The 20,864-nt window shown below is 70.5% G+C and carries 18 protein-coding genes; 12 read left to right on the top strand and 6 right to left on the bottom strand.

Annotated features, from left to right (window positions below; all coding sequences use genetic code 11):
- Positions 1-69: 69 nt before the first annotated feature.
- Together KZ829_RS21405 and KZ829_RS21400 are read left to right on the top strand one after the other, a co-directional pair.
- Positions 70-759, top strand: a complete 690-nt coding sequence (locus tag KZ829_RS21405) for a phosphotransferase (RefSeq protein ID WP_220145709.1) — start codon at positions 70-72, stop codon at positions 757-759.
- Between the two features lie 54 nt (positions 760-813).
- A complete protein-coding gene (locus KZ829_RS21400) occupies positions 814-1,593 on the top strand; it encodes a PIG-L deacetylase family protein (protein WP_220145708.1) in 780 nt (259 codons plus the stop codon).
- A gap of 2,733 nt (positions 1,594-4,326) precedes the next feature.
- Here KZ829_RS21400 and KZ829_RS21395 read toward each other — a convergent pair.
- Positions 4,327-6,087: an ABC transporter ATP-binding protein gene (locus tag KZ829_RS21395; RefSeq protein ID WP_220145707.1), complete on the bottom strand. Its 1,761-nt coding sequence runs from the start codon at positions 6,085-6,087 to the stop codon at positions 4,327-4,329.
- 122 nt (positions 6,088-6,209) lie between these two features.
- Here KZ829_RS21395 and KZ829_RS21390 point away from each other — a divergent pair, with 122 nt between their 5' ends.
- The 8 genes from KZ829_RS21390 to KZ829_RS21355 all read left to right on the top strand — a co-directional run bounded on the left by KZ829_RS21390 (position 6,210) and on the right by KZ829_RS21355 (position 15,337).
- Positions 6,210-7,562 carry an acyl-CoA synthetase gene (locus tag KZ829_RS21390; RefSeq protein WP_220145706.1) on the top strand — a complete coding sequence of 451 codons (1,353 nt, stop codon included), beginning with the start codon at positions 6,210-6,212 and terminating at the stop codon, positions 7,560-7,562.
- A gap of 36 nt (positions 7,563-7,598) precedes the next feature.
- A complete protein-coding gene (locus tag KZ829_RS21385; protein ID WP_220145705.1) occupies positions 7,599-9,824 on the top strand; it encodes a putative bifunctional diguanylate cyclase/phosphodiesterase in 2,226 nt (741 codons plus the stop codon).
- Positions 9,825-9,867: 43 nt separating this feature from the next.
- Positions 9,868-10,635, top strand: coding sequence for a metallophosphoesterase (locus tag KZ829_RS21380; RefSeq protein WP_220145704.1), 768 nt, complete (start codon positions 9,868-9,870; stop codon positions 10,633-10,635).
- A gap of 130 nt (positions 10,636-10,765) precedes the next feature.
- A complete protein-coding gene (locus KZ829_RS21375; protein WP_220145703.1) occupies positions 10,766-11,002 on the top strand; it encodes a hypothetical protein in 237 nt (78 codons plus the stop codon).
- A gap of 209 nt (positions 11,003-11,211) precedes the next feature.
- Positions 11,212-12,192, top strand: a complete 981-nt coding sequence (locus tag KZ829_RS21370; protein WP_220145702.1) for an efflux RND transporter periplasmic adaptor subunit — start codon at positions 11,212-11,214, stop codon at positions 12,190-12,192.
- Complete coding sequence (locus KZ829_RS21365; RefSeq protein ID WP_220145701.1) at positions 12,189-12,878, top strand: ABC transporter ATP-binding protein; 690 nt, start codon at positions 12,189-12,191, stop codon at positions 12,876-12,878. The genes KZ829_RS21370 and KZ829_RS21365 overlap by 4 nt, the downstream gene beginning before the upstream one ends.
- Before the next feature lie 55 nt (positions 12,879-12,933).
- Positions 12,934-14,226 (top strand): ABC transporter permease, encoded by a 1,293-nt coding sequence (locus tag KZ829_RS21360; protein ID WP_220145700.1) that lies wholly within the window; start codon positions 12,934-12,936, stop codon positions 14,224-14,226.
- A gap of 124 nt (positions 14,227-14,350) precedes the next feature.
- Positions 14,351-15,337, top strand: a complete 987-nt coding sequence (locus KZ829_RS21355) for an ABC transporter substrate-binding protein (protein WP_220145699.1) — start codon at positions 14,351-14,353, stop codon at positions 15,335-15,337.
- On the opposite strand, the gene KZ829_RS21350 is transcribed toward KZ829_RS21355, so the two are convergent.
- The 3 genes from KZ829_RS21350 to KZ829_RS21340 are packed head-to-tail and all read right to left on the bottom strand — an operon-like array spanning position 15,334 to position 18,021.
- On the bottom strand, positions 15,334-16,089 hold the full coding sequence (locus tag KZ829_RS21350) for a pseudouridine synthase (protein WP_220145698.1): 756 nt from the start codon (positions 16,087-16,089) through the stop codon (positions 15,334-15,336). The genes KZ829_RS21355 and KZ829_RS21350 overlap by 4 nt on opposite strands.
- On the bottom strand, positions 16,058-17,083 hold the full coding sequence (gene scpB, locus KZ829_RS21345; protein WP_220145697.1) for an SMC-Scp complex subunit ScpB: 1,026 nt from the start codon (positions 17,081-17,083) through the stop codon (positions 16,058-16,060). Before scpB ends, KZ829_RS21350 begins: the two co-directional genes overlap by 32 nt.
- The gene (locus tag KZ829_RS21340) at positions 17,080-18,021 is read right to left on the bottom strand and encodes a segregation and condensation protein A (RefSeq protein ID WP_220145696.1); all 942 of its coding nucleotides are present in this window, start codon (positions 18,019-18,021) and stop codon (positions 17,080-17,082) included. Before KZ829_RS21340 ends, scpB begins: the two co-directional genes overlap by 4 nt.
- Before the next feature lie 102 nt (positions 18,022-18,123).
- Between KZ829_RS21340 and KZ829_RS21335 the strand changes: the two genes are divergently transcribed.
- The gene (locus tag KZ829_RS21335; protein WP_220145695.1) at positions 18,124-18,648 is read left to right on the top strand and encodes a GNAT family N-acetyltransferase; all 525 of its coding nucleotides are present in this window, start codon (positions 18,124-18,126) and stop codon (positions 18,646-18,648) included.
- 37 nt (positions 18,649-18,685) lie between these two features.
- Here the strand turns inward: KZ829_RS21335 and KZ829_RS21330 are convergent, their stop codons facing one another.
- Positions 18,686-18,895, bottom strand: a complete 210-nt coding sequence (locus KZ829_RS21330) for a hypothetical protein (protein WP_220145694.1) — start codon at positions 18,893-18,895, stop codon at positions 18,686-18,688.
- A gap of 194 nt (positions 18,896-19,089) precedes the next feature.
- On the opposite strand from KZ829_RS21330, the gene KZ829_RS21325 reads away from it, so the two are divergent.
- Positions 19,090-19,356 (top strand): acylphosphatase, encoded by a 267-nt coding sequence (locus KZ829_RS21325; protein ID WP_220145693.1) that lies wholly within the window; start codon positions 19,090-19,092, stop codon positions 19,354-19,356.
- A gap of 20 nt (positions 19,357-19,376) precedes the next feature.
- Here KZ829_RS21325 and glpK read toward each other — a convergent pair whose 3' ends face one another.
- A complete protein-coding gene (glpK, locus tag KZ829_RS21320; RefSeq protein ID WP_220145692.1) occupies positions 19,377-20,852 on the bottom strand; it encodes a glycerol kinase GlpK in 1,476 nt (491 codons plus the stop codon).
- Positions 20,853-20,864 lie beyond the last annotated feature (12 nt).

The following is a 20,864-nucleotide window of genomic DNA, read 5'->3' as shown; positions in this document are numbered from 1 at the left end:
GGCCGGTAGGACACCCGGCCGATGCATGATCCATGATCTCCGGGCTACCGTCCATGCCGGAGGTTGATCATGAATCAGGACGAGGAGTTACCGGGCGAGCCCTGGACCCCCGCGGTCGAGGCCCTGCTGCGGCACCTGGAGGACGCCGGATTCGACGGCGCGCCGCCGGTCGAGGAGCAGACCCTCCGCGGCGTACGCACCGGAACCGTGCTCCCCTGGCCCGAATGGACCCGCCAGGACGACACCCTCTGGCAGGTCGCCCAGTGGCTGCGCGAATACCACGAGGCCGTCGCCGACTTCGTCCCGCCCGACGACGCGGTCTGGCGCAAGGGCGGCGCCTGGGAACCCGGGCTCGTCATCGGCCACAACGACGTCGCGCCCTACAACGCCACCCGCGCCGGGCAGCGCCTCACCGGCTTCGTCGGCTGGGACTTCGCCGGCCCCGTCACCCGCGCCGCCGACCTCGCCTTCACCGCCTTCGCCTGGGTGCCGCTCAACGCCCGCGACGTCGCCTTCGCCGAGGGCTGGACCGCCTTCGCCGACCGGCCCCGCCGGCTGCGGATGCTGCTCGACGCCTACCGCTGGCAGGGCACCGCCGCCGACATGATCCGCGAGGTCCGCGACCGCGTCAGCGCCGCCATCCACGACATCCGCCGCCTCGCCACCGCCGGCGACCACGACTGCCGCGAACTGGTCCACTCCGGATTCGACGCACGTCTCGCCATGGCCGTGAAGGAGCTGGCCACCTTCCCGGGGTAACCCGTACAAGGGACCCGCAAGCGTCCGGCAAGCACGCGGCCCCAGAGTGAGACCATGCTCACCGAACTCGGCACCATCCTGGGCGTCTGGGCGCACCCCGACGACGAGGCCTACCTGTCCGGCGGCCTGATGGCCCTGGCCCGCGACGCCGGCTCGCGGGTGGTCTGCGTCACCGCCACCTTCGGCGAACGCGGCACGCCCGACCCTCGAACCTGGCCACCACACCGCCTGGCCGAGCGCCGCACCACCGAACTCGACGCCTGCCTGCGCCTGCTCGGCGTCGAGGAACACCACTGGCTCGGCTACCCCGACGGCCAATGCGCCGACATCCCGCCATCCGCGGCGATCGACCGGCTCAGCACCCTGATCGCCGACATCCGCCCGGACACCGTCGTCAGCTTCGGCCCCGACGGCAACACCGGCCACCCCGACCACCAGGCCGTCGCCCGCTGGACCGCCACCGCCGTCGACCACGCCGCCCCCGCACACACCCGCCTGCTCCAGGCCGCCGTATCCGACACCTGGGCCGACCGGTGGCGCACGGTCAACGACCGCTTCCAGGTCTTCCTCCCCGGCTACCCGAAAACCCGGCCGGAGCAGGCCCTCACCCTGCACCTGACCCTCGACGAACCCACTGTGGACCGCAAACTGCGCGCCCTGGCCGCCCAGACCACCCAGACCTCGACCCTGATCGCCGAGATGGGCCCGGCCGCCTACGCCGCATGGATCGCCGAGGAGGCCTTCACCGAGGCGGCGCCCCTCCCCCACCACCCCTGCCCGCGCTGCTGGTGGAACCCCGACGAGGCTCGCTGGAGATGCGCCACCCACTCATAACCCCCCGCGATTTGTACGGACAAGCCCGTCCCCGACCACAACCAGTCCGTCCCCAAGCTGTCCGCCACCTGATCACCGGTCCATCAGGCGAGGCCCGCGCCGGTCCGGCCCGGGACTCACCCTCCGGGCCCCACCCCACCCACGGCATCCGGCCCACCCCACGACCAACCAGCCCGCCACCCCGACCAGCCGCCCCCACCCACCACGGCGCCCAACCGCGCGCCCATCACCGGCACACCCCCTACAGCCACGCCCCCCACCACCAACCCGGGCACCCAACCAGGCGCGCTCCCCACCGCCACCAACCAGGCACCCAACCAGCAACGCTCACCACCACCAGCCAGCCGCGCCCCCACCGACCAGCCGCGCTCCCGCCACGCACCAACCAACCGCGCCCCGCCACCCACCAACCAACCGCGCCCCGCCACTCATCAACCCGGCACTCGATCAGCGCAACCCAACACTCACCACCACGGCACCAGGCCGGCTAGGACCGATTGCGATCAGGTGAATCAGGCATGCATCCCACTGCCGGGAAACCTGGCGAGAGTCGTGACAACAATTTCCCCACAGACCGCGCGCCCAGATTGGCATGATCGACTTCTTGTGCGGCCTTACACTTTTTCTTTCGGGTGCAGGACAATTTATGCATGGCCCAGATCCAGTTGTTCACTGCGAGAGCAATTGCCACAATGCGCGATCGGCGCGCACGTCGCAATTACTCTCCGGCCGCTGAGGACTTCCGCCGCGAGCATGAGCGTCATCGCGCATGGGGTCTGAGCCAGCGTCACGCAGAGCGCTTGCGCCGCGCCCGCACACAGGCCCTTCCGGAGCCCCACTCCCCTGCCGACCCCGCGCCCGAGGCCCAGACCCGCACCGGCGCCGCACCCAAGGTCCACGCCGACACCACGCCCAAGGCCCAGGCCCACACCCACGCCGCACCCAAGGTCCACGCCGACACCACGCCCAAGGCCCAGGCCCACACGGACGCCCGCGCTCAAACCCTTCCCGATCCCTCCGCCGATGCCGACGCTCTGCCGGAGCCCCGTAACCAGTCCCGCGACATGCCCAAGTACTGGGGTAACACCGACATCCCCTCACGAAGTCTCCCCGAGGCCCACACCGACGCCGGCGTCTTCGCTCAACCCTTCCTGCGGCCCATGCCCATGCCGGGGCCAAGAGCCGCGATCAGGCTGAAGGTGACGCCCACGCCGATCAGGCTGCGAGGTCGCCCCGTATTTGCGTTCGAGCCCGTCACTTCGAAGCGGCAGCATGGTGCCCAACCAGCTCACCGACGGTCGTCGGCCGGGCAACGACGCCCGATCAACGAGCGGTCGTGGGAGCCCAGCTCTCGACAGCCGAAGGTAGAACTCAAAACCTCATCGTCGTGGAGGCTCTCGGACTCGGTCGGTCCAGCGTCGCTCCAAATGGGCTTGGAGGCTCTCGGACTCGGTCGGCCCGGCGCCGCTCCAAGCCAGACGCCAGGGCAGGGGCGTTCAGCGATGGCACCCGTCAGCGAGAACAGGGCTGCTGCCGGGCTCGCAGGCCTACGGAACCCCTCAGCGGGTCCGCCATGTGGTGCGACTCGCCGACGAAGCTCCATCGCACGCCGTCCAGGACCACCAACCGGTGGTCAGCCAAGCCCACTGATCAGCCCACCTCAGCGAACGCGGGTGGTACGCCGGCCAGTCCCACGCAGCCGGCAGCCCAGACAAGCCCAACTCATCTATTCAGGCACAAAATACCGCCGAACCCGCGCCGCGAAATCGGATAGATCCGGAGGCCTGAGCCGCATTTCGGCGAACGAACCGCCTTGAGGAATTCTTCTTGTGGTTGAGGCAGGAACCGAGCACCCCCGCTGCACACTCCAATTCCTCCGCGTGCCGCGCTTTTCCGCAAGGCCATTCATAATGGTGTCGCGCCTTCAATGGCGACGCCGTGAAGCGGGGCACAGGAAATCGGCGCGCAATACGCAAGGCCGGCTCGGGCGTGTCCGTTTTCAGGGCGACTGTGCGATGAGGTAAATCTTGTCCGGCTGGTTCTGGGTGCCATCTCAACGGCGCTGAGACGGCACTCGGAGCGGCGCCCGGCCACGGAAGATGACCGGACAACCCAACCCGGCGCGCGGCAACGCCCGAGCGGCACGCGGGGCAGCGGAAAGCGTGAGTGAGGCAACTCGGCCCGGCGCGGCAAACGCCTGAGCGGCACACGGGCGCGCAAAGGGCGAGGGGGCAACTCAGCCCGACGCGCGACAACGCCCGAGCGGCACGCGGGGCAGCGGAAAGCGTGAGTGAGGCAACTCGGCCCGGCGCGGCAAACGCCTGAGCGGCACACGGGCGCGCAAAGGGCGAGGGGGCAACTCAGCCCGGCGCGCGGCAACGCCCGAGCGGCACGCGGGGCAGCGGAAAGCGTGAGTGAGGCAACTCGGCCCGGCGCGGCAAACGCCTGAGCGGCACACGGGCGCGCAAAGGGCGAGGGGGCAACTCAGCCCGACGCGCGACAAACGAGTGCGGGGCACACGGGCGCGCAAAGGGCGAGGGGGCGAGTCGGCCCGGCGCGCGGCAAACGAGTGCGGGGCACATGGGCGTGGGAGGGGTGAGGGGGCGAGTCGGCCCGACGCGTGGCGGACGGGTGAGGGGCTCGTGGGGGTGGGAGAGGGTGAGTGGGCAGCTCAGCCCGGCGGGGGCGGCACGGGCTGGAGTGGGGACTGGGTCGCGGGAGCTGGTGGGGCGGTCATAGGAGAGGGGACGGGGAAATTCGTACAATTGATGGGGTTTGATCTGCCAAGGAGCGGTAGTAGGGGTCGGAGCGGGACAACTCGCTGTGGGTGCCTGTGGCTGTGACCACGCCCGCGTCTATGACGAGGATCTGGTCGGCGGAGCGGATGGTGGTGGAGCGGTGGGCGATCACCATGAGGGAGCAGACCGCGGAGACCTCGCGGAGGGTGGCGGTCAGGGCCCGTTCGCTGTCGGGGTCCAGGTGGGCGGTGGGTTCGTCCAGCAGGATCAACTCGGGGCGGGCCAGCAGGCAGCGGGCGATCGCGACGCGCTGGCGCTGGCCTCCGGAGAGGCGGCGGCCGCGTTCGCCCAGCGGGGTGTCCAGGCCCAGGGGGAGGGCGGCCACCACCGGGAGCAGGCCGGTCATCGCCAGGACGCGGGTCAGTTCGCGGTCGTCGGGCCGGGTGGCGCCGTAGAGGAGGTTCTCGCGGAGGGTGCCGGCCAGCAAAGGGCAGTCCTGTTCGACCAGGCCCACCGCGGCGCGATGGTGGGCGTAGCGGGTCCAGCGGGCGTCGCGGCCGTTCAGCAGGACCGTGCCGCGGTCCGGGTCGTAGAAGCGTTCGGCCAGGGCGAAGATCGTCGACTTGCCGGCGCCGGACGGGCCCACCAGGGCCGTCTGGCCGCGGGACGGGATGGTGAAGCCGATGCCGCGCAGCACCGGGCGGCCGGGCTCGTAGCCGAACCAGACGTCGCGGAACTCCAGCACCGGTGACGGCCGGTGGGACGTGCCGCGGACCCGGGCCACCGCGATCGGGCGGTCGCCCTCCACCGGCAGGGACAGCACCTCGTTGATCCGGTGCAGCGCGCCGGAGCCCTGCTGGACGGCGCTCACCGCCTGGAAGATCTCGTAGATGGGCGCCGCCAGGTAGGTCATCGCCAGGGTGAAGCCGACCAGTTCGCCGAGGGTCATCGCGCCGGACGACACCCGGGACGCGCCGACCAGCAGGACCGCCAGGAACGCGCCGCTGACCGCCAGGTCGTTGGCCGGGCCGCTGAGGGCGACCATGCCGGCCATCCGCAGGTTCGCCAGGTAGGCGTGCCGCGCCGACGAGTCCAGGCGGTCGGCTTCGGCCCGTTCCGCCCGGCAGGCCCGCACCACCCGGATGCCGCCGAGGACGCGTTCCAGATCGGACAGCAGCATCCCCTCGGCGGACTGGGCGCTGCGCGACGCGATCCGCACCCGGCGCACCACCGCCAGCAGCGCCCCGAACGAGCCGCCGAACAGCACCGCCACGGCGGCCAGCAACCAGGGGTCCAGCCACGCGAGTACGGCGACCGCCGCGATCAGGCCGATCAGCCCGGCCACGCCGGTGCCGAGGCTCTGCGCGATGAGCGTCTTCACGGCGGCCGTGTCGCCGCAGGCGCGGGCGATCAGATCACCGGTACGCCCACGCTCCAGCACCGACAGCCGCACCCGCAGCAGGTGACCGGTCACGTTCCGGCGCAGGTCGCGGGTCATCGTCTCGCCGGTGTGCGCCTGGACGTACCGGGCCAGGGCCAGAGCGCTGGCCTGCGCCGCGAACAGGGCGGCCAGTGCGCCGATCACCGGCCACGGCAGCCGGCCGGCCGCGGCGCCGTCGACCGCGATCCGGGCCAGCAGCGGCTGGGTGAGCGCCAGCAGGGTTCCGAACAGACTGAGCGCCGCCGCTCCCAGGATGCGCCCGCGATAGCCGCGGGCCAGCCGGTGCAGATCCCGCCACCGGGCCAGGTCAGCCATCCCACCGCCCCTCTCACCAGGAGATTTAGACCGTAGGCAGACGTTTCGGGCAGCGACAACGCCGGTGCCCGGATGTCAGGCGCGGCAAGGGGCGAGCCGTCGCCCTTTCGTAGGATCCGGTCATGCCGCTGCTCACCGCACTGCACGAAGCCGCTCTGGGCGAAGCCGCCGACCTGGAGGCGGCGGTGACCGCGCCGGACGGGTCGCTGTCCCGTCACGAGTTGCTGGACCGGGCCGGGCGGGTGGCCGCCGAGATCGCCGGGGCGCCGATCGTGGCGGTGGACGCGACGCCGAGCCTGTCGACGATCGTGGCGGTGGCCGGGGCGCTGCTGGCGGGGGTGCCGATCGTGCCGATCCCGCCGGACGCGGGCGTTCTGGAGCGGCGGCACATCCTGGAGGATTCACGAGCGGCGCTTCTCCTGCCCGAAAACAAGACTCTAAATTCTGAAAAGTCGGATATTGCTGCGGCGCTCGTCCTCTACACCAGCGGCACCACCGGCGCGCCCAAAGGTGTGGTGATCTCCGAGGACGCCATCGCCGCCGACCTCGACGCCCTGGCCGCGGCCTGGCAATGGACCCCCGGCGACACCCTGGTCCACGGCCTGCCCCTCTACCACGTCCACGGATTGGTCCTCGGCGTCCTGGGACCACTGCGCCTGGGATGTCGCCTGATCCACACCGGCCGCCCCACCCCGGCGAACTACGCGGCCGCGGCCGGAACCATGTACTTCGGCGTACCCACCGTCTGGTCCCGGATCGCCGCCGACCCCACCGCCGCGAAAGCCTTGCGACCCGCCCGCCTGCTGGTCTCCGGCAGCGCCCCGCTCCCGCCCTCGGTCTTCGACGGTCTCGCCACGCTGACCGGGCAGTCCCCGGTCGAGCGGTACGGCATGACCGAAACCCTGATCACGGTGAGCACCCGCGCCGACGGCGAACGCCGCCCCGGCCAGGTGGGCACTCCCCTGCCCGGGATCGCGACCCGGCTGGTCGACGAGTCCGGCGCACCCCTGCCCGCCGACGGCGAGACCATCGGCCACCTCCAGGTGACCGGCCCCACCCTGCTCGACGGTTATCTGCGCGACGGTGGCGTACGGGCCCCGGACCTGGCCGACGGCTGGTACCCGACCGGCGACGTGGCGACGATCGCCCCCGACGGCTGGCACCGCATCGTCGGCCGCGCCTCCACCGACCTGATCAAGACCGGCGGCTACCGGGTCGGCGCCGGTGAGGTGGAGGACGCCCTGCTGCTGCACCCGGCGGTGCGTGAGGCAGCGGTGATCGGCACCCCGCACGCCGACCTGGGTGAGCAGATCACCGCGTACGTGGTCGGCGACCCGGTCACCGAGCAGGAACTGATCGCCTTCGTCGCCGGGCGCCTGGCCGCCCACAAACGGCCCCGCCGGGTACGCCACCTCAGCGAACTGCCCCGCAACGTTATGGGCAAGGTGCAAAAAGGTTTACTCCCCACGGATTGACTCAACCGGCGGACCTCCGTTGCCGATCGAGCGGCCGTGACGAGACCATCCCTGCGTACCGCCAACCTGCTGGCCGTGTCGGCGGCAGCCTGGGCGCTGGCGGCCCTCGCGCTCGGCGTCGTCGGCGTACTGCGGCCGGTGCCGTCCTGGCTGATCTGGCCCGCCACCGTCGGCGGCATCGGCACCGCGATCGCGGCCTGCCGGGTCGCCGCGGCGCTCGGGGAGGGGCCGGTCCGTCTCCTCTGGCGGCGGTTCTCGACCGCCTGTTCACTGCTGCTCGCCGGCGTCGCAACGCAGATCGTCAGCCAGGTGATCCTCGGCAACGCGCTGAAGCCGATGAGCCCGATCACGGCGGCCCTGTTCGCCGCGGCGGCCGGCTACGCGATGCTGGCGGTCTTCCGGCTGCCGACGGCCCGCCGCACCTGGCGGGCCGCCCTCGCCACCTTCCTGGACGTCGCGATCGTCGGGGTGGCCGCCGCGGTCGTCCTCACCCATTTCCTCCGGCGTACCCCCGATTTCGCCGCCGGTAGCCCGATCACCACCACGCTGATGGTGACCGTGGTGGTGATCGCGTCCTCGACGATCGTCATGGTGCTCAAGGTGAGCGTCACCGGCACCGCCCCGGTCGTGGCCCCGGCACTGTGGGCGCTCGCCCCGGGCGGCCTGCTCGGCCCGGCCGCCTGGGTGCTGCAGCCCGTCCTCGACCACTGGCCGCACCTGAGCGGCGCCGTCGTCACGGCGCCGGTCGCCGCTCTCCTGTTCACGCTGGCCGCCTGGGTCCAGACCCGGACCGTGACGTCCGAGCCCCGGTCCACCAGACGCCGGATCAGCCTCGTCCCGTACATCGCGGTCGCGGTCGCCCTCGTCATGCTGATCACCGTCACCCTGCACACCGGCTTCCTGCCGCCCGATCTGGCCGGTGGTTCCGTGGCGCTGACCGTCCTCGTGATGATCCGGCAGCTCGCCGCCCTGCTCGACAACACGGTGCTGCTCGACCGGATGGAGGATCAGGCCCACCACGACGACCTGACCGGCCTGCCGAACCGGCGCCTGTTCACCACCACCCTGGCGGAGCGCACCGCGCCGACCACGGTCGCGGTCTGCGACCTGGACGGGTTCGCGGCGCTCAACGACCAGCTCGGTGACGACACCGGTGACACCCTGCTGCGCGCCGCCGCCGAACGGGTCGCCGCGGTCACCGGCGGCGCCGTGGTGGTGGCCCGGCTGCTCGGCGACGAGTTCGGCGTCCTGATGCCGGGCATCGACGGGAACCTCGCCGAAACCCTGGTGGACGCGTTCCGCACCCCGTTGCGGGTGGACGACCGCGACCTACTGGTGACCGTCACGTCCGGGGTGGCGACCGGCACCGGGAAGGCCGTGCCGGACCTGCTGCGCCGCGCCGAACTCGCCCTCCAGGCGGCCAAGTACACCGGCGCGGACCGGGCCCGCGAGCACACCGGCGCCCTCGACGCCACCGCCCAGCACCACGCGGAACTGGCCGCCGGCCTGCGCCGCGGCCTCGAACGGGGCGAGTTCAAGCTGCTCTACCAGCCGATCGTGGAACTGCCCAGCGGCTCGGTCGCCGGTGTCGAGGCGCTGATCCGCTGGCAGCCGAACGACCAGCCGGTGATCTCGCCGGCCGAGTTCATCCCGGTCGCCGAGCACAGCGGCCTGATCATCGACCTGGGCGCCTGGATCATCGAGACCGCCTGCGCCGACGCCGCCGCCTGGCAGCTCCGGTACGGCATCGCCGGACCACGCGTCAACATCAACGTCTCGGCCCGGCAGCTGCTCGACCCGGTCCTGCCCGGCATGGTCGCCGACGCCCTGCACCGGCACGGGCTCACCCCGGACCGGATCACCATCGAGATCACCGAGACCGCGGTGTTCGCCGGCGGCGCGGCTCTGGAGACCGTCCGCGAGCTCCGCGAGCTCGGCGTCGGCGTGGCGCTGGACGACTTCGGCACCGGGCACAGCTCGCTCACCCTGCTGCGGACCTGCCCGGTCACCACCCTCAAGGTGGACAAGTCGTTCATCGACGACCTCAACGGCACCGCCGAGCAGGAGGCGATCGCCTCGTCCCTGAGCACCATCGCGTCGACGCTCGGCCTGCGCGCCGTGGCCGAGGGCGTGGAGACCCAGGACCAGGCGGACCGGCTGCACGCGCTCGGCTACCGGTACGCCCAGGGCTTCCACTTCTCCCGCCCGATCCCGGCCGCGGACATCGACGCCCTGCTCAACGCCCCGGTGCTGGCCGCATGAATCTCAACACCACCGACATATGACAGGTCTATAGTCCTCGCCCGTGCCGCCTCTCTTCGCCGCCAGTGACATGCACGGACACCGAACCGAGTTCCGCGACGCCCTGCACGAAGCCGGCCTGATCGACGCGGCCGGCGACTGGTGCGGCGCGGACGCCCGGCTGTGGCTGCTCGGCGACTACTTCGACCGCGGCCCCGACGGCCTCGGCATCGTCGACGACATCCGCCGCCTGAACGCCCAGTCCGGCGGCAACGTCCGGGCGCTGCTCGGCAACCACGAGGTGTTCCTGCTGGCGGCACACCGCTTCGGCACCGATCCGGTGCCGGGATGGCCGCTGTCGGAGGGCGGCTACTACGGGGCCTGGCGCCTCTACGGCGGCCGTGAGAACGACCTGCGCGGCCTCACCCCCGACCACCTGGGCTGGCTGGCCACCCTTCCGGCGCTGACCGTCGCCGACGACCACCTGCTGACCCACTGCGACAGCACCGCGTACCTGGAGTTCGGCGCCACCCTCACCGCCGTCAACGATCACGTGATCGGCGCCCTGGCCAGCAGCGACCCGTACATCTGGCTGCACCTGTGGTCCCGCTTCTGCGGCCGCGGCGACCTCCGCTCCCCGGCCGCCGTCGACAAGCTGCTGTCCGCCTACGGCGGCTCGGCCATCGTGCACGGCCACAGCACGCTGCTCAGCCACTTCGGTCTCACCCCGGCCCAGGCCGTCTCGGCCCACCGTTACACCGGCGGCCGCGTCATCGCCATCGACGGCGGCGTCTTCGAGGGCGGCCGCATCCTGGTCACCCGTCTGACCTGACCCGGCTCGCTCCGCTTCGCCTCCTTCCCACTTCGGTACGCCTACGCGCTCCCCATTCGTGCGGGCGTGCAGGCGTAGCCGAGGCGGAAGACCCGGGTGTGGTGGGCGAGGTCACGGGTACGGTGCGGGAGTGAGTTCGTGTCCCGAATGCGGCGTGGCCGGGGTGCCACTGATCTTCGGTCTTCCGGTGCCGGAGGCGGTCGCGGCCGCGCGGAGCGGAGAGCTGGCCCTCGGTGGCTGTCTCATGCCCCCGCAGCCACCCAACTGGGAGTGTCCCGGCGGGCACCGATGGCGCGACGGGGACGAGACCGCGTTCGATGAGCGGTTGTTGACGGTGCTCGCGGCGCACGGATATCGCACCGATTGAGCCCGGGGCTCCGGCCCGCCGATCACGCACAGCTGCCGCACAGCAACGGATGTCGCACCTGGTGATGACTCATCGTGGCGTCTCGAATACCGAGACTCACAGGGCTCGCCCTGGCTTGCGACGGTCATGTACCGTTCCGTCGCGCCGGGGTCGGGTGGGGATCACCTTCGATACCGGAATGTCCGCTGTCAGCGTGAACGGGGAACCGGGTGAAGAGACGTGTGTGCGTGATGGCCTCGGCTGTCGTGGTGCTCCTGGGTGGCTGTACGTCGGAGGGCGAGCAGCCGCAGACCCCGGAGCTCGAGGCCCGCGGGACCGTGCTCACCACCGTTCAGCCGACGCGGCAGGATCTGGTGAACCAGATCAGCCTGGCCGGGAAGGTGACCATCAACCCGACCTTCGGGATCGTCGCGCCGGCCGAGGGTGAGCTGCGGTTCACCGACCGGCAGCCGACGACCGTGCCGGTGGTGCGGGACACCTGGGTGGCGTCGGTGTGGGCCGGGGGCTCCCCGCGCCGGGTGTACATCCCGGAGGGCTCGATCATGGCCGGGCGGCTGATGGCCGACAAGTCGCCGGTGTCGAAGGGCATGCCGATCATCTCGGCGAAGCACGGCGGCTACGGCATCGTGGCCGATATCGACAGCGCGCAGGCGTACCGGATCTCCGGCGCCGTGAAGTCGATCAAGGCGCAGATCAAGAACGGCCCGGGACCGTTCAACTGTGAGCCGATCGGCACCATCGCGGCGCTGCCGGCCGGAACGCTGCCGGAGCCCGAGCCGGATCCCACCACGCAGCCGGCCGCGAACCCGTCGGCGCCCCCGGTGTTCAAGGAGGAGCCGGCGCCCGACGCCGGTGGCGCGACCGGTTCCGAACCGACCGGCCTCCAGGTGGTCTGCGTCGCCCCGGCCAAGATCAAGCTGATCAACGGCTCGGACGTCACCCTCGACGTGATCACCGGACGGTCCGAGGACGCGCTGGTCCTGCCGGTCGAGGCGGTCGCCGGTTCGCAAGGTAAGGGCAAGGTCGACCTGGTCATCGGCGAGGAGCGGCGGCGCAAGACGATCGACGTGACGCTGGGCATCTCGGACGGCAAGGTCATCGAGATCAAGAAGGGCCTCCAGGGGAACGAGACCATCGCGGTGCCCGGGCCGAACCTGCCGACCCCGCCGCCGGGAGAGGTGACCGGGTGACGGCCCTCATCGAGCTGAACGGCATCACCAAGGTCCTCAAGGGACAGGAACAGCCGCGGACGATCCTCGACGGTGTCGGCCTGAGCGTGCACCCCGGGGAGAGCCTGGCCATCGTCGGCCGGTCCGGCTCCGGCAAGAGCACCCTGCTCAGTGTGCTGGGCCTGTTCGACCGCCCGGACCAGGGCAGCTACCTGCTGGACGGCACCGAGATCAGCCGGCTGCCGGAGCGCCGGGCCGCGAAGCTGCGCAGTTCGCACTTCGGCTTCGTGTTCCAGCGGTTCTTCCTGCTCAAGCACCTGACCGCCGCGCAGAACGTGGCGATGGCGCTGGTCAACGGCCAGGGCTGGCTGCCCCGGCGGCAGCGCCGGGCCAAGGTCATGGCCGCTCTCGAGGAGGTCGGCATCGCGCATCTGGCGAAGAACCGGCCGGCCAAGATGTCCGGCGGTGAACAGCAGCGGGTGGCGATCGCCCGCGCGCTGGTGCGGCAGCCGCGGATCCTGCTGGCCGACGAGCCGACCGGCGCCCTGGACACCGAGACCGGCACGCTGGTGATCGACGCCCTCCAGGGGGTCACCGCCCGCGGGTGCGCCCTCATCCTGGTCACCCACGACCGGGACCACGCGGCCCGGATGGGCCGGATCCTGCACCTCAACGAAGGTGTGCTGGCCGAGCAGGTTGCGGCGTGACCGAGCGAAGCGAGCGTCACGATCGCGGTCTTGTACGGGTTCCTGGAGGTACAGCATGATGCGCCTTTCGGGGCGATTCCGCTCGGCTCTCATCATCGGGTTGCAGGGCATCCGGTCCCGCAAGACCCGCACCCTGCTGTCCATGGTGAGCCTCTTCCTCGGTGTGCTCGCCGTCGTGGTGGTGCAGGCCGGCGCCAGCATCGCCGAACGCGCCCTGCTCGCCGACATGGAGCTCCAGCGCGGCATCGACGGCACCAAGGTCATGGGCATGGCCCCGCAGCCGCGGGTCAGCGAGATCATCATGGACACCGTTCCCGGCCGGGACGACGCGGTGGCCGTGGTGGGCGTCTCGGCGATCATCGGTGAGCCCGGCGTCCGGCCGGTCAACCCGAACGCCTCGCCGTTCGACGAGATCGGGTTCTACGGCATGCCGATGGTGTGCGACGCGACCGGCAACTGCCGGGAGCAGACCTCCGCGGAGGCCGGTCCGGAAGGGCAGGCCATCGAGGTACGGCTGACCGCGCTCACCGGCGACATCCGCCAGTTCAAGCCCTTCCGCCCGGAGTCCGGCCAGTGGCTCGACTTCGGTTCGATGCCGATGATGGCGCCGCGGCTGGTGCTCAACAAGGAGGCGGTCAAGGGCTTCGAGCGCTACAAGGTGCCCGCCGAGATGCGCGTGCCGGGCGCGAGCGCGAACATGACGCCGCAGCTCATCGGTGTGGTCGACGACGGGGACTACCAGCCGCGGGCGTACGTGCGGATGGACGAGATGGCCAACTGGATCCCGGCCACGAAACTCGTCGATCCGTCGATGGGCGAGATGAACGTGCTGATGACCGGGAACACACCGGTCGAGCAGGTGCTCACCAGCAAGCTGAAGGCGATCAACGCGGAGCCGTACGTCGAACTGATCAACTCGCGCAAGGACCAGGAGAAGGAACTGGCCCTGATGCGGCTGATCTTCCTGTCGATGGCCGGCCTGGTCCTGCTGATCGGCGTGGCCGGCATTCTGAACGTCGGCCTGGCCACCGTCGGCGAACGGGTCGAGGAGTTCGCGCTGCGCCGTGCGGTCGGCACACCCCGCGCCCTGCTGGCCGGCATCGTCCTGGCCGAAACGCTGATCACCGGCCTGCTCACCGCGGCCCTGGCGATCGGGGTGAGCGCCGTCGCCCTCAAGGGTGTGGTCATGGTGGCCGGCAACTCCGAGCCGTTCCTGCAGGGTGTCGTCTTCCCCTGGGACGCCGGGGTGGCCGGGGTGATCGCCGGCCTGATCGCCGGTGTGCTCGGCGGCTTCGTCCCGGCGGTCCGGGCGGCCGGAATCCCCATCGCCACGGTCATGAGAGCGTGATCATCTGTGGCGCCGGCGGTGGTTTCCACTGCTGGCGCCACATGGGGTAGAGCCACGATCAACGCGTTGTTATCGTCAACACCCGTTCCGGGATTGATGATCGCCGTTGACGGGGGTTTCACCTATGCGCAGACGTTTGTTCATATCACTCGGAGCGGCCGGCATGTGCTCGGTGCTGACCGGCTGCGGGAACGACGGGCAAGAGGGCTTCAACCTGCGGGACGTCCCCAGCGGCCCGATCGTCCTGGGGTTCTCCCAGGTCGGCTCGGAGAGCGGCTGGCGTGAGGCGAACACCGCGTCGATCAAGAAAGCGGCCGAGCGCAACCGGATCACGCTGAAATTCGACAACGCCGACGGCGACCAGAAGAAGCAGATAGCGGCGATCCAGTCGTACATCGCCGCGGAGGTGAACGTGATCGCCTTCTCGCCGGTGGTGGAGACCGGCTGGGACGCCGTGCTGCGCCAGGCCCGCGACGCCGGCATCCCGGTGGTGCTCACCGACCGGCTCATCGAGACCTCGGACGAGTCGCTGTACGTCAGCTCGATCGGCGCCGAGTTCGCGTCCGAGGGCAACCTGGCCGCGCTCTACCTGGAGAACGACTACGAGGACACGAGCGGCCACGTCAACGTCGTGGAACTGCTCGGCACCCGCGGATCGTCGCCGGCCAAACTGCGTACCGAGGGCTTCCGGGAGACCGCCTCCCGGCACGGCAAGCTGCGGGTGATGGACAGCGAGACCGGCAACTGGACCGTGGCCGGCGGCGAGGCGGCCATGAAGAAGCTGCTGCGCCGGGTCAAGGACATCGACGCCGTCTTCGCGCAGAACGACGACATGGGCCTGGGCGCGATCAAGGCGCTGCAGGCCGCCGGGAAGAAGCCCGGCACCGACGTCCGCATCGTCACCGTGGACGCCACCAGGGCCGGGTTGACGGCCCTGGTGGCGGGCAAGCTCAACTACGTCGTCGAGTGCAGCCCGGAGATCGGCGAACAGTTGATGGAGGTGGTCGTCGACCTCTTCTTCGGCGGCCAGGTGCAGAAGCGTGTGGAGTCGCAGAAGGCGGTCTTCGACTCCGACAGCGCGGCCGACGCGCTGCCCGACCGCACCTACTAGTCGCCGACCGCCTTGAACAGGGCGGCGACCTCCGCCTGCGACAGGTGGCGGAACCCGCCGGGCCGCAGGTCGCCGAGGCGGATCGGGCCCACCGCCGTCCGGATGAGCCGGGTGACCGGGTGCCCCACGGCGTCCATCATCCGGCGGACGATGTGCTTGCGGCCCTCGTGCAGCACGATCTCCACCTGGGCGGTCTTGCCGATCGCGTCGACGAGCCGGAAGGAGTCCACCTTCGCCGGGCCGTCCTCCAGCTCGATGCCCTTCTGGAGGGCCCGGCCCACGGTGCGCGGCAGCGGCCCGACCACCTCGGCCAGGTACGTCTTGTTGATCTCGTACGACGGGTGCATCAGCTTGTGCGCCAGCCCGCCGTCGTTGGTGAACAGCAGCAGCCCCTCGGATTCGGCGTCGAGCCGGCCCACGTGGAACAGCCGCTGCTCGAAGTTGGCGCCGAGGAAGTCGGCCAGCTCGGTGCGGCCCTTCTCGTCGTCGAGGCTGGAGACGACGCCGCGCGGCTTGTTCAGCGCCACGTAGACGAGCTTGGTGTTGGTGATCACCCGCTGCCCGTCGACATGGATCTCCGCTGTGGCGGGGTCGACCTTGTCGCCGAGCTTGGCGACCCGGCCGTTGACGGTCACGCGCCGCCGGAAGATCAGGTCTTCGCAGGCGCGCCGGGATCCAACACCGGCCGAAGCCAGGACTTTCTGGAGGCGTTCGGCGGTGTCAGCCTGAGGCATCGAGCACTTCTTCCACATCGTCGGGCAGGAATGGGGCGAGCGGCGGCAGCTGGTCGACCGAGTTGAGGCCGAGCTTCTCGAGGAACAGTGACGTCGTCCGGTACAGGTATGCCCCGGTTTCCGGTTCGGTGCCGCACTCCTCGATCAGGCCGCGAGTGACCAGCGTACGCATCACCCCGTCACAGTTCACACCGCGGATGGCCGAGATGCGCGATCGGGTCACCGGCTGTTTGTAGGCGACCACTGCGAGTGTCTCCAGGGCGGCCTGGGTGAGCCGGACCGACTGGCCGTCGAGGACGAACCGTTCGACGTACTGCGCGTACTCCGGGCGGGTGTAAAGACGCCAGCCGCCGGCCGCCCGCCGCAGGTCGATGCCGTGCCCGGCCGCGGTGTAGCGCGCCGAGACGTCCTCCAGGACGCGGGCGATCCGCTCCACCGGCTGCTCCAGGACCTGCGCCAACTGCAACTCGCCTACCGGCTCGTCGACCACCAGCATGATCGATTCGAGGGTCGCCGCCAGCTCTGCGTCGTCCATCACAACAGCGGGGGTACGGGTGGGAGCGGGCGAATCCTCCCGCCGTGGCCGCGCCTGGGTGGGGACCGCGGCTCTGGGTTCCGGCTGCGGTTCCGGCGCCGGCCACGAAGGCTCCGCCGCAAACTCGGGCCGCGGAAGCTCCGTCTCGGACTGCGGAAGCTCCGTCTCGGACTGCGGAAGCTCCGCCTCAGCCTGCGAGGGCTCCGGCTCGTCCGAAAGCTCGAACCCCGCCTCGGCTGAGGGCTCGTCCGAAAGCTCGAACCCCGCCTCGGCTGAGGGCTCGTCCGAAGGCTCGGGCTCCGCCTGGGTCGAAAGCTCGGCCTGGGCCGGAGGCTCCGACGAAGGCGAAGGCTCCTCGGAAAGCTCGGACTCGGCCGCGTCCTGGTATTCCCGGTCCGGCTCCCGGCGCCGCTCCCACGGCGGCACCCACGCGGCCGCCTGCGCCGCCAGCGACTCGGGACGCTCCTCGCTGCTCACGAACCCTCCTCCACAGCCACCGGGGCCTCATCACCCGTGCCAAGATCGCTATCAGAGCCGGGATCGTCAAGCCGCTCCGCCGGTGTTTCGCCCGATTCGGCACTTTCGGCCTCCGGTTTGCTGCCCTCGTAGTCGTCGATGTCGAGCTCGACGTCCGAGTCACCGCCGATCCAACGGACGGTCAGCTCGTCCAGCGACACCGGCTGCTCGAACTCGATCAGCCCCTCCCGGTACAGCTCCAGCAGGGCCAGGAACCGGGCCACCACCTCGAGTGTGTTCGCACAGTCGGCGACCAGCAGGCTGAACGTGGCGGTGCCGGCCCGGCGCAACCGGTCACGCAGCAGCGCGGCGTGCTCCCGGACGCTCACCCGCACCTGGTGGATGTGGGCGATCGACACCTGCGGCGGGCCGGGCTTGGGCAGGAAGCTCTTCAGCGCCAGTTTCAGCAGCCGCTGCGGACCGACGCCGAGGACCAGCTCGGGAAGCGCGTCCGCATACCGCTGCTCCAGGGTGACCAGCCGGGGCCAGCGCCGCGCCCCGGTGGCCTCGAGCTCCGCGATGTGCGCGGCCGCCTCTTTGAAGGCCTTGTACTGCAGGAGCCGGGCGAACAGCAGGTCGCGCGCCTCCAGGAGGGCCAGGTCCTCCTCGTCCTCGACCTCGGCGGCGGGCAGCAGCCGGGCCGCCTTCAGGTCCAGCAGGGTCGCCGCGACCAGCAGGAACTCACTGGTCTCGCCCAGGTCCCAGCCGTCGCCCATGGCCCGGATGTAGGCGATGAAGTCGTCGGTGACCTGGTGCAACGCGATCTCGGTGACATCCAGCTTGTGCTTGCCGATCAGTTGCAGAAGCAGATCGAACGGCCCGGTGAAATTCTCCAACCGGACCGTGAAGCCACCACTGGACTCCGTCTCCTCTTCAAGCACGTGCCGACCGTAGACCATGCCTATGACGAGTTCCTCCGAGCGCACGCCTTTCCAACGTCACAGACGTTGCCGGGTTACCGGCCGGTTACATTCCTTCACTTTCCCCGTTACGCTGCGGCGATGCGGTCACTGATCTCGCCACGGCTGCTTCTGCGTGAGTGGGAGGAGAAGGACATCGACTTCCTCCTCGACATGTACTCGCGCTGGGAGGTGGCCCGGTATCTCGGCTCGGCGCCACGCGCCCTCGCCGGCCACGACGACGCCGTCGCCACGCTGACCCGGTGGCGGGCCCGGCAGGACGACGTGCACACGATCTGGGCGATCCAGGACCGGGCGACCGGTCACCTGCTCGGCACCGCGCTGCTGGTCCCGCTGCTCGGCTCCGGCGAGAAACTGGCCCCCACCGGCGAGACCGAGATCGGCTGGCACCTGCATCCGGACGCGTGGGGCAAGGGGTACGCCACCGAGGCGGCCAACGCCGTGATGGCGTACGCGGCCCGTTCCGGCGTCTCGCCCGTGCTTGCCGTCACCTGGCCGGAGAACACGGCCTCGCAGGCGGTCTGCCGACGGCTCGGAATGCGCCACGTAGGACAGACGGACCGGTACTACAACATGACTTGCGAACTGTTCACGAACGCATCGTGAAACGGACCGCCGCACGATTGCGCGGCGGTCCGGTGAATCACTTCTTCTTGGCCTTCTTGTCCTTCTTGGACTTCTTCTCCGCCTTGGCGGGAGCGGCCTCGACGGGAGCGGCCTCGACGGGGGCGGCCGCCTTCTCCTTCTTGGCCTTCTTCTCCTTCTTGACCTTGGCCTCGACGACCGGCGCCTCGACAACCGGCGCGGCCTCGACCACTACCGCCTTCTTGGCCTTCTCCTTGGTCTTACCCACGTCGGCCTCCTTTCGCATGCCTGCTTCACGCGACCCGGCCGGCGCGCGTGTGTGCACGCGACTGTAGTGGATCTTGAGATAGCTGGGGTTGGTGTGATCGAAGTGAAATGTTCACCATCCGGCTAACCGGAAAGCCCGCCGGACGCCGGTTCAATAACGACTCCCGGTGACACATCCCGACGTAGGGTGGGCCGGTGATCCGCAAACGCGTCCTCGCCGAAGGCCTGGTGCAGGGCGTCTTCTTCCGCGATTCGTGCCGCCGCGTCGCCTGCCGGCACGCGGTCCGCGGCTGGGTGCGCAACCTGCCGGACGGCCGGGTCGAGGCGGTCTTCGAGGGCGACCCGGAGGGCGTCGCCCAGCTGGTCAGCTGGGCGCGGACCGGCCCGACCGGCGCCCGCGTGGACAACCTGGAGGTTCACGAGGAGCCGGCCGAGGGCTTCGACGCCTTCACGATCCGCTGACCTCCGCCTGATCAGGACGGTCAGGACGGTTCGGGCCGGCTGAACAGGATCGAGCACTCCACGGCGCGCCGCCAGTTCGCGTACTCGCCGGCGCGCCGGGACGCGTCCATCCGGGGCCGCCACCGGCCGGCCATGTGCCGGTTGGCGCGCAGATCCCGCTGGTCCGACCAGTAGCCGACGGCCAGCCCGGCCGCGTAGGCGGCGCCCAGCGACACCGTCTCGGCGACCATCGGCCGCAGCACCGGGACCTCCAGGAAGTCGGCGACGATCTGCATCAGCAGGTTGTCCGCGGTCATCCCACCGTCCACGTTGAGCGCGGTCAGCGCCAGGCCGGAGTCGGCGTTCATGGCGTCGACCACGTCGCGGGTCTGCCAGCCGGTCGCCTCCAGCACCGCACGGGCCAGGTGCGCCTTCGTGATGTACGAGGTCAGCCCCACGATGACGCCCCGTGCCTCGCTCTGCCAGTAGGGCGCGAACAGGCCGGAGAACGCCGGCACGATGTAGCAGCCGCCGTTGTCGCGAACCGTCCCGGCGAGGGTCTCGATCTCCGAGGCGGTGCCGATCAGGCCCAGGTTGTCGCGCAGCCACTGAACCAGCGAGCCGGCGATCGCGATCGATCCCTCCAGCGCGAAGACCGGTTTCTCGGCGCCGATCCGGTAGCCGACCGTGGTGATCAGGCCGTGGCTCGACCGGACCTGCTTCGTGCCGGTGTTCATCAGCAGGAATCCGCCGGTGCCGTAGGTGCACTTGGCCTCGCCCGGCTCGAAGCACGTCTGCCCGAACAGCGCGGCCTGCTGGTCGCCGATGGCGGCGGCGATCGGCACGCCGGGCAGCACCGCTTCGGCGGTGCCGTAGACCTCGGCCGACGACCGGATCTCCGGGAGCATCGCCCGTGGGATGTCGAACAGCCGGAGCAGTTCGTCGTCCCAATCAAGATCGTTCAAATTCATCAGCATCGTACGGCTGGCGTTCGTCACGTCGGTGAGGTGGCGTCCGCCGGTCAGATTCCAGATCAGCCACGAGTCGACGGTCCCGAACAGCACCTCACCGCGTTCGGCACGCTCCCGCAGCCCGGGCGTGTGCTCCAGCAGCCACTGGATCTTCGTGGCCGAGAAGTAGGTGGCCGGCGGCAGCCCCGTCCGGCTTCTCACGAACTCCGCGTCGATGTCGCCGGTGACCGCGCGGGTGTCCTGCCAGACGATCGCCGGCGCCACGGGCACACCGGTCGCCCGGTCCCACAGCACCGTGGTCTCCCGCTGGTTGGCGATCCCGATGGCGGCCACCTCGGAGGGCGGGACACCGGCGTCCCGCAACGCCCGCTCGATCAGCCGCCGCACGTCCCGCCAGATCCGGGCCGCGTCGTGTTCGACCCAGCCGGGCCGCGGATACGACTGTGGATGCTCGGCCCGCACCACCGACACCACGGTCGCCCGCCGGTCGAACAGGATGCACCGCGTCGACGTCGTCCCCTGATCCACCGCCAGCACGTAGCTCATGCCGCCGCCTCC

The sequence above is a fragment of the Actinoplanes hulinensis genome, assembly GCF_019429605.1.
In the GTDB taxonomy this organism is placed as follows: domain Bacteria; phylum Actinomycetota; class Actinomycetes; order Mycobacteriales; family Micromonosporaceae; genus Actinoplanes; species Actinoplanes campanulatus.
Note: the sequence above shows the minus strand (reverse complement) of the source record. Positions and strands in the feature narration are given on the sequence as shown.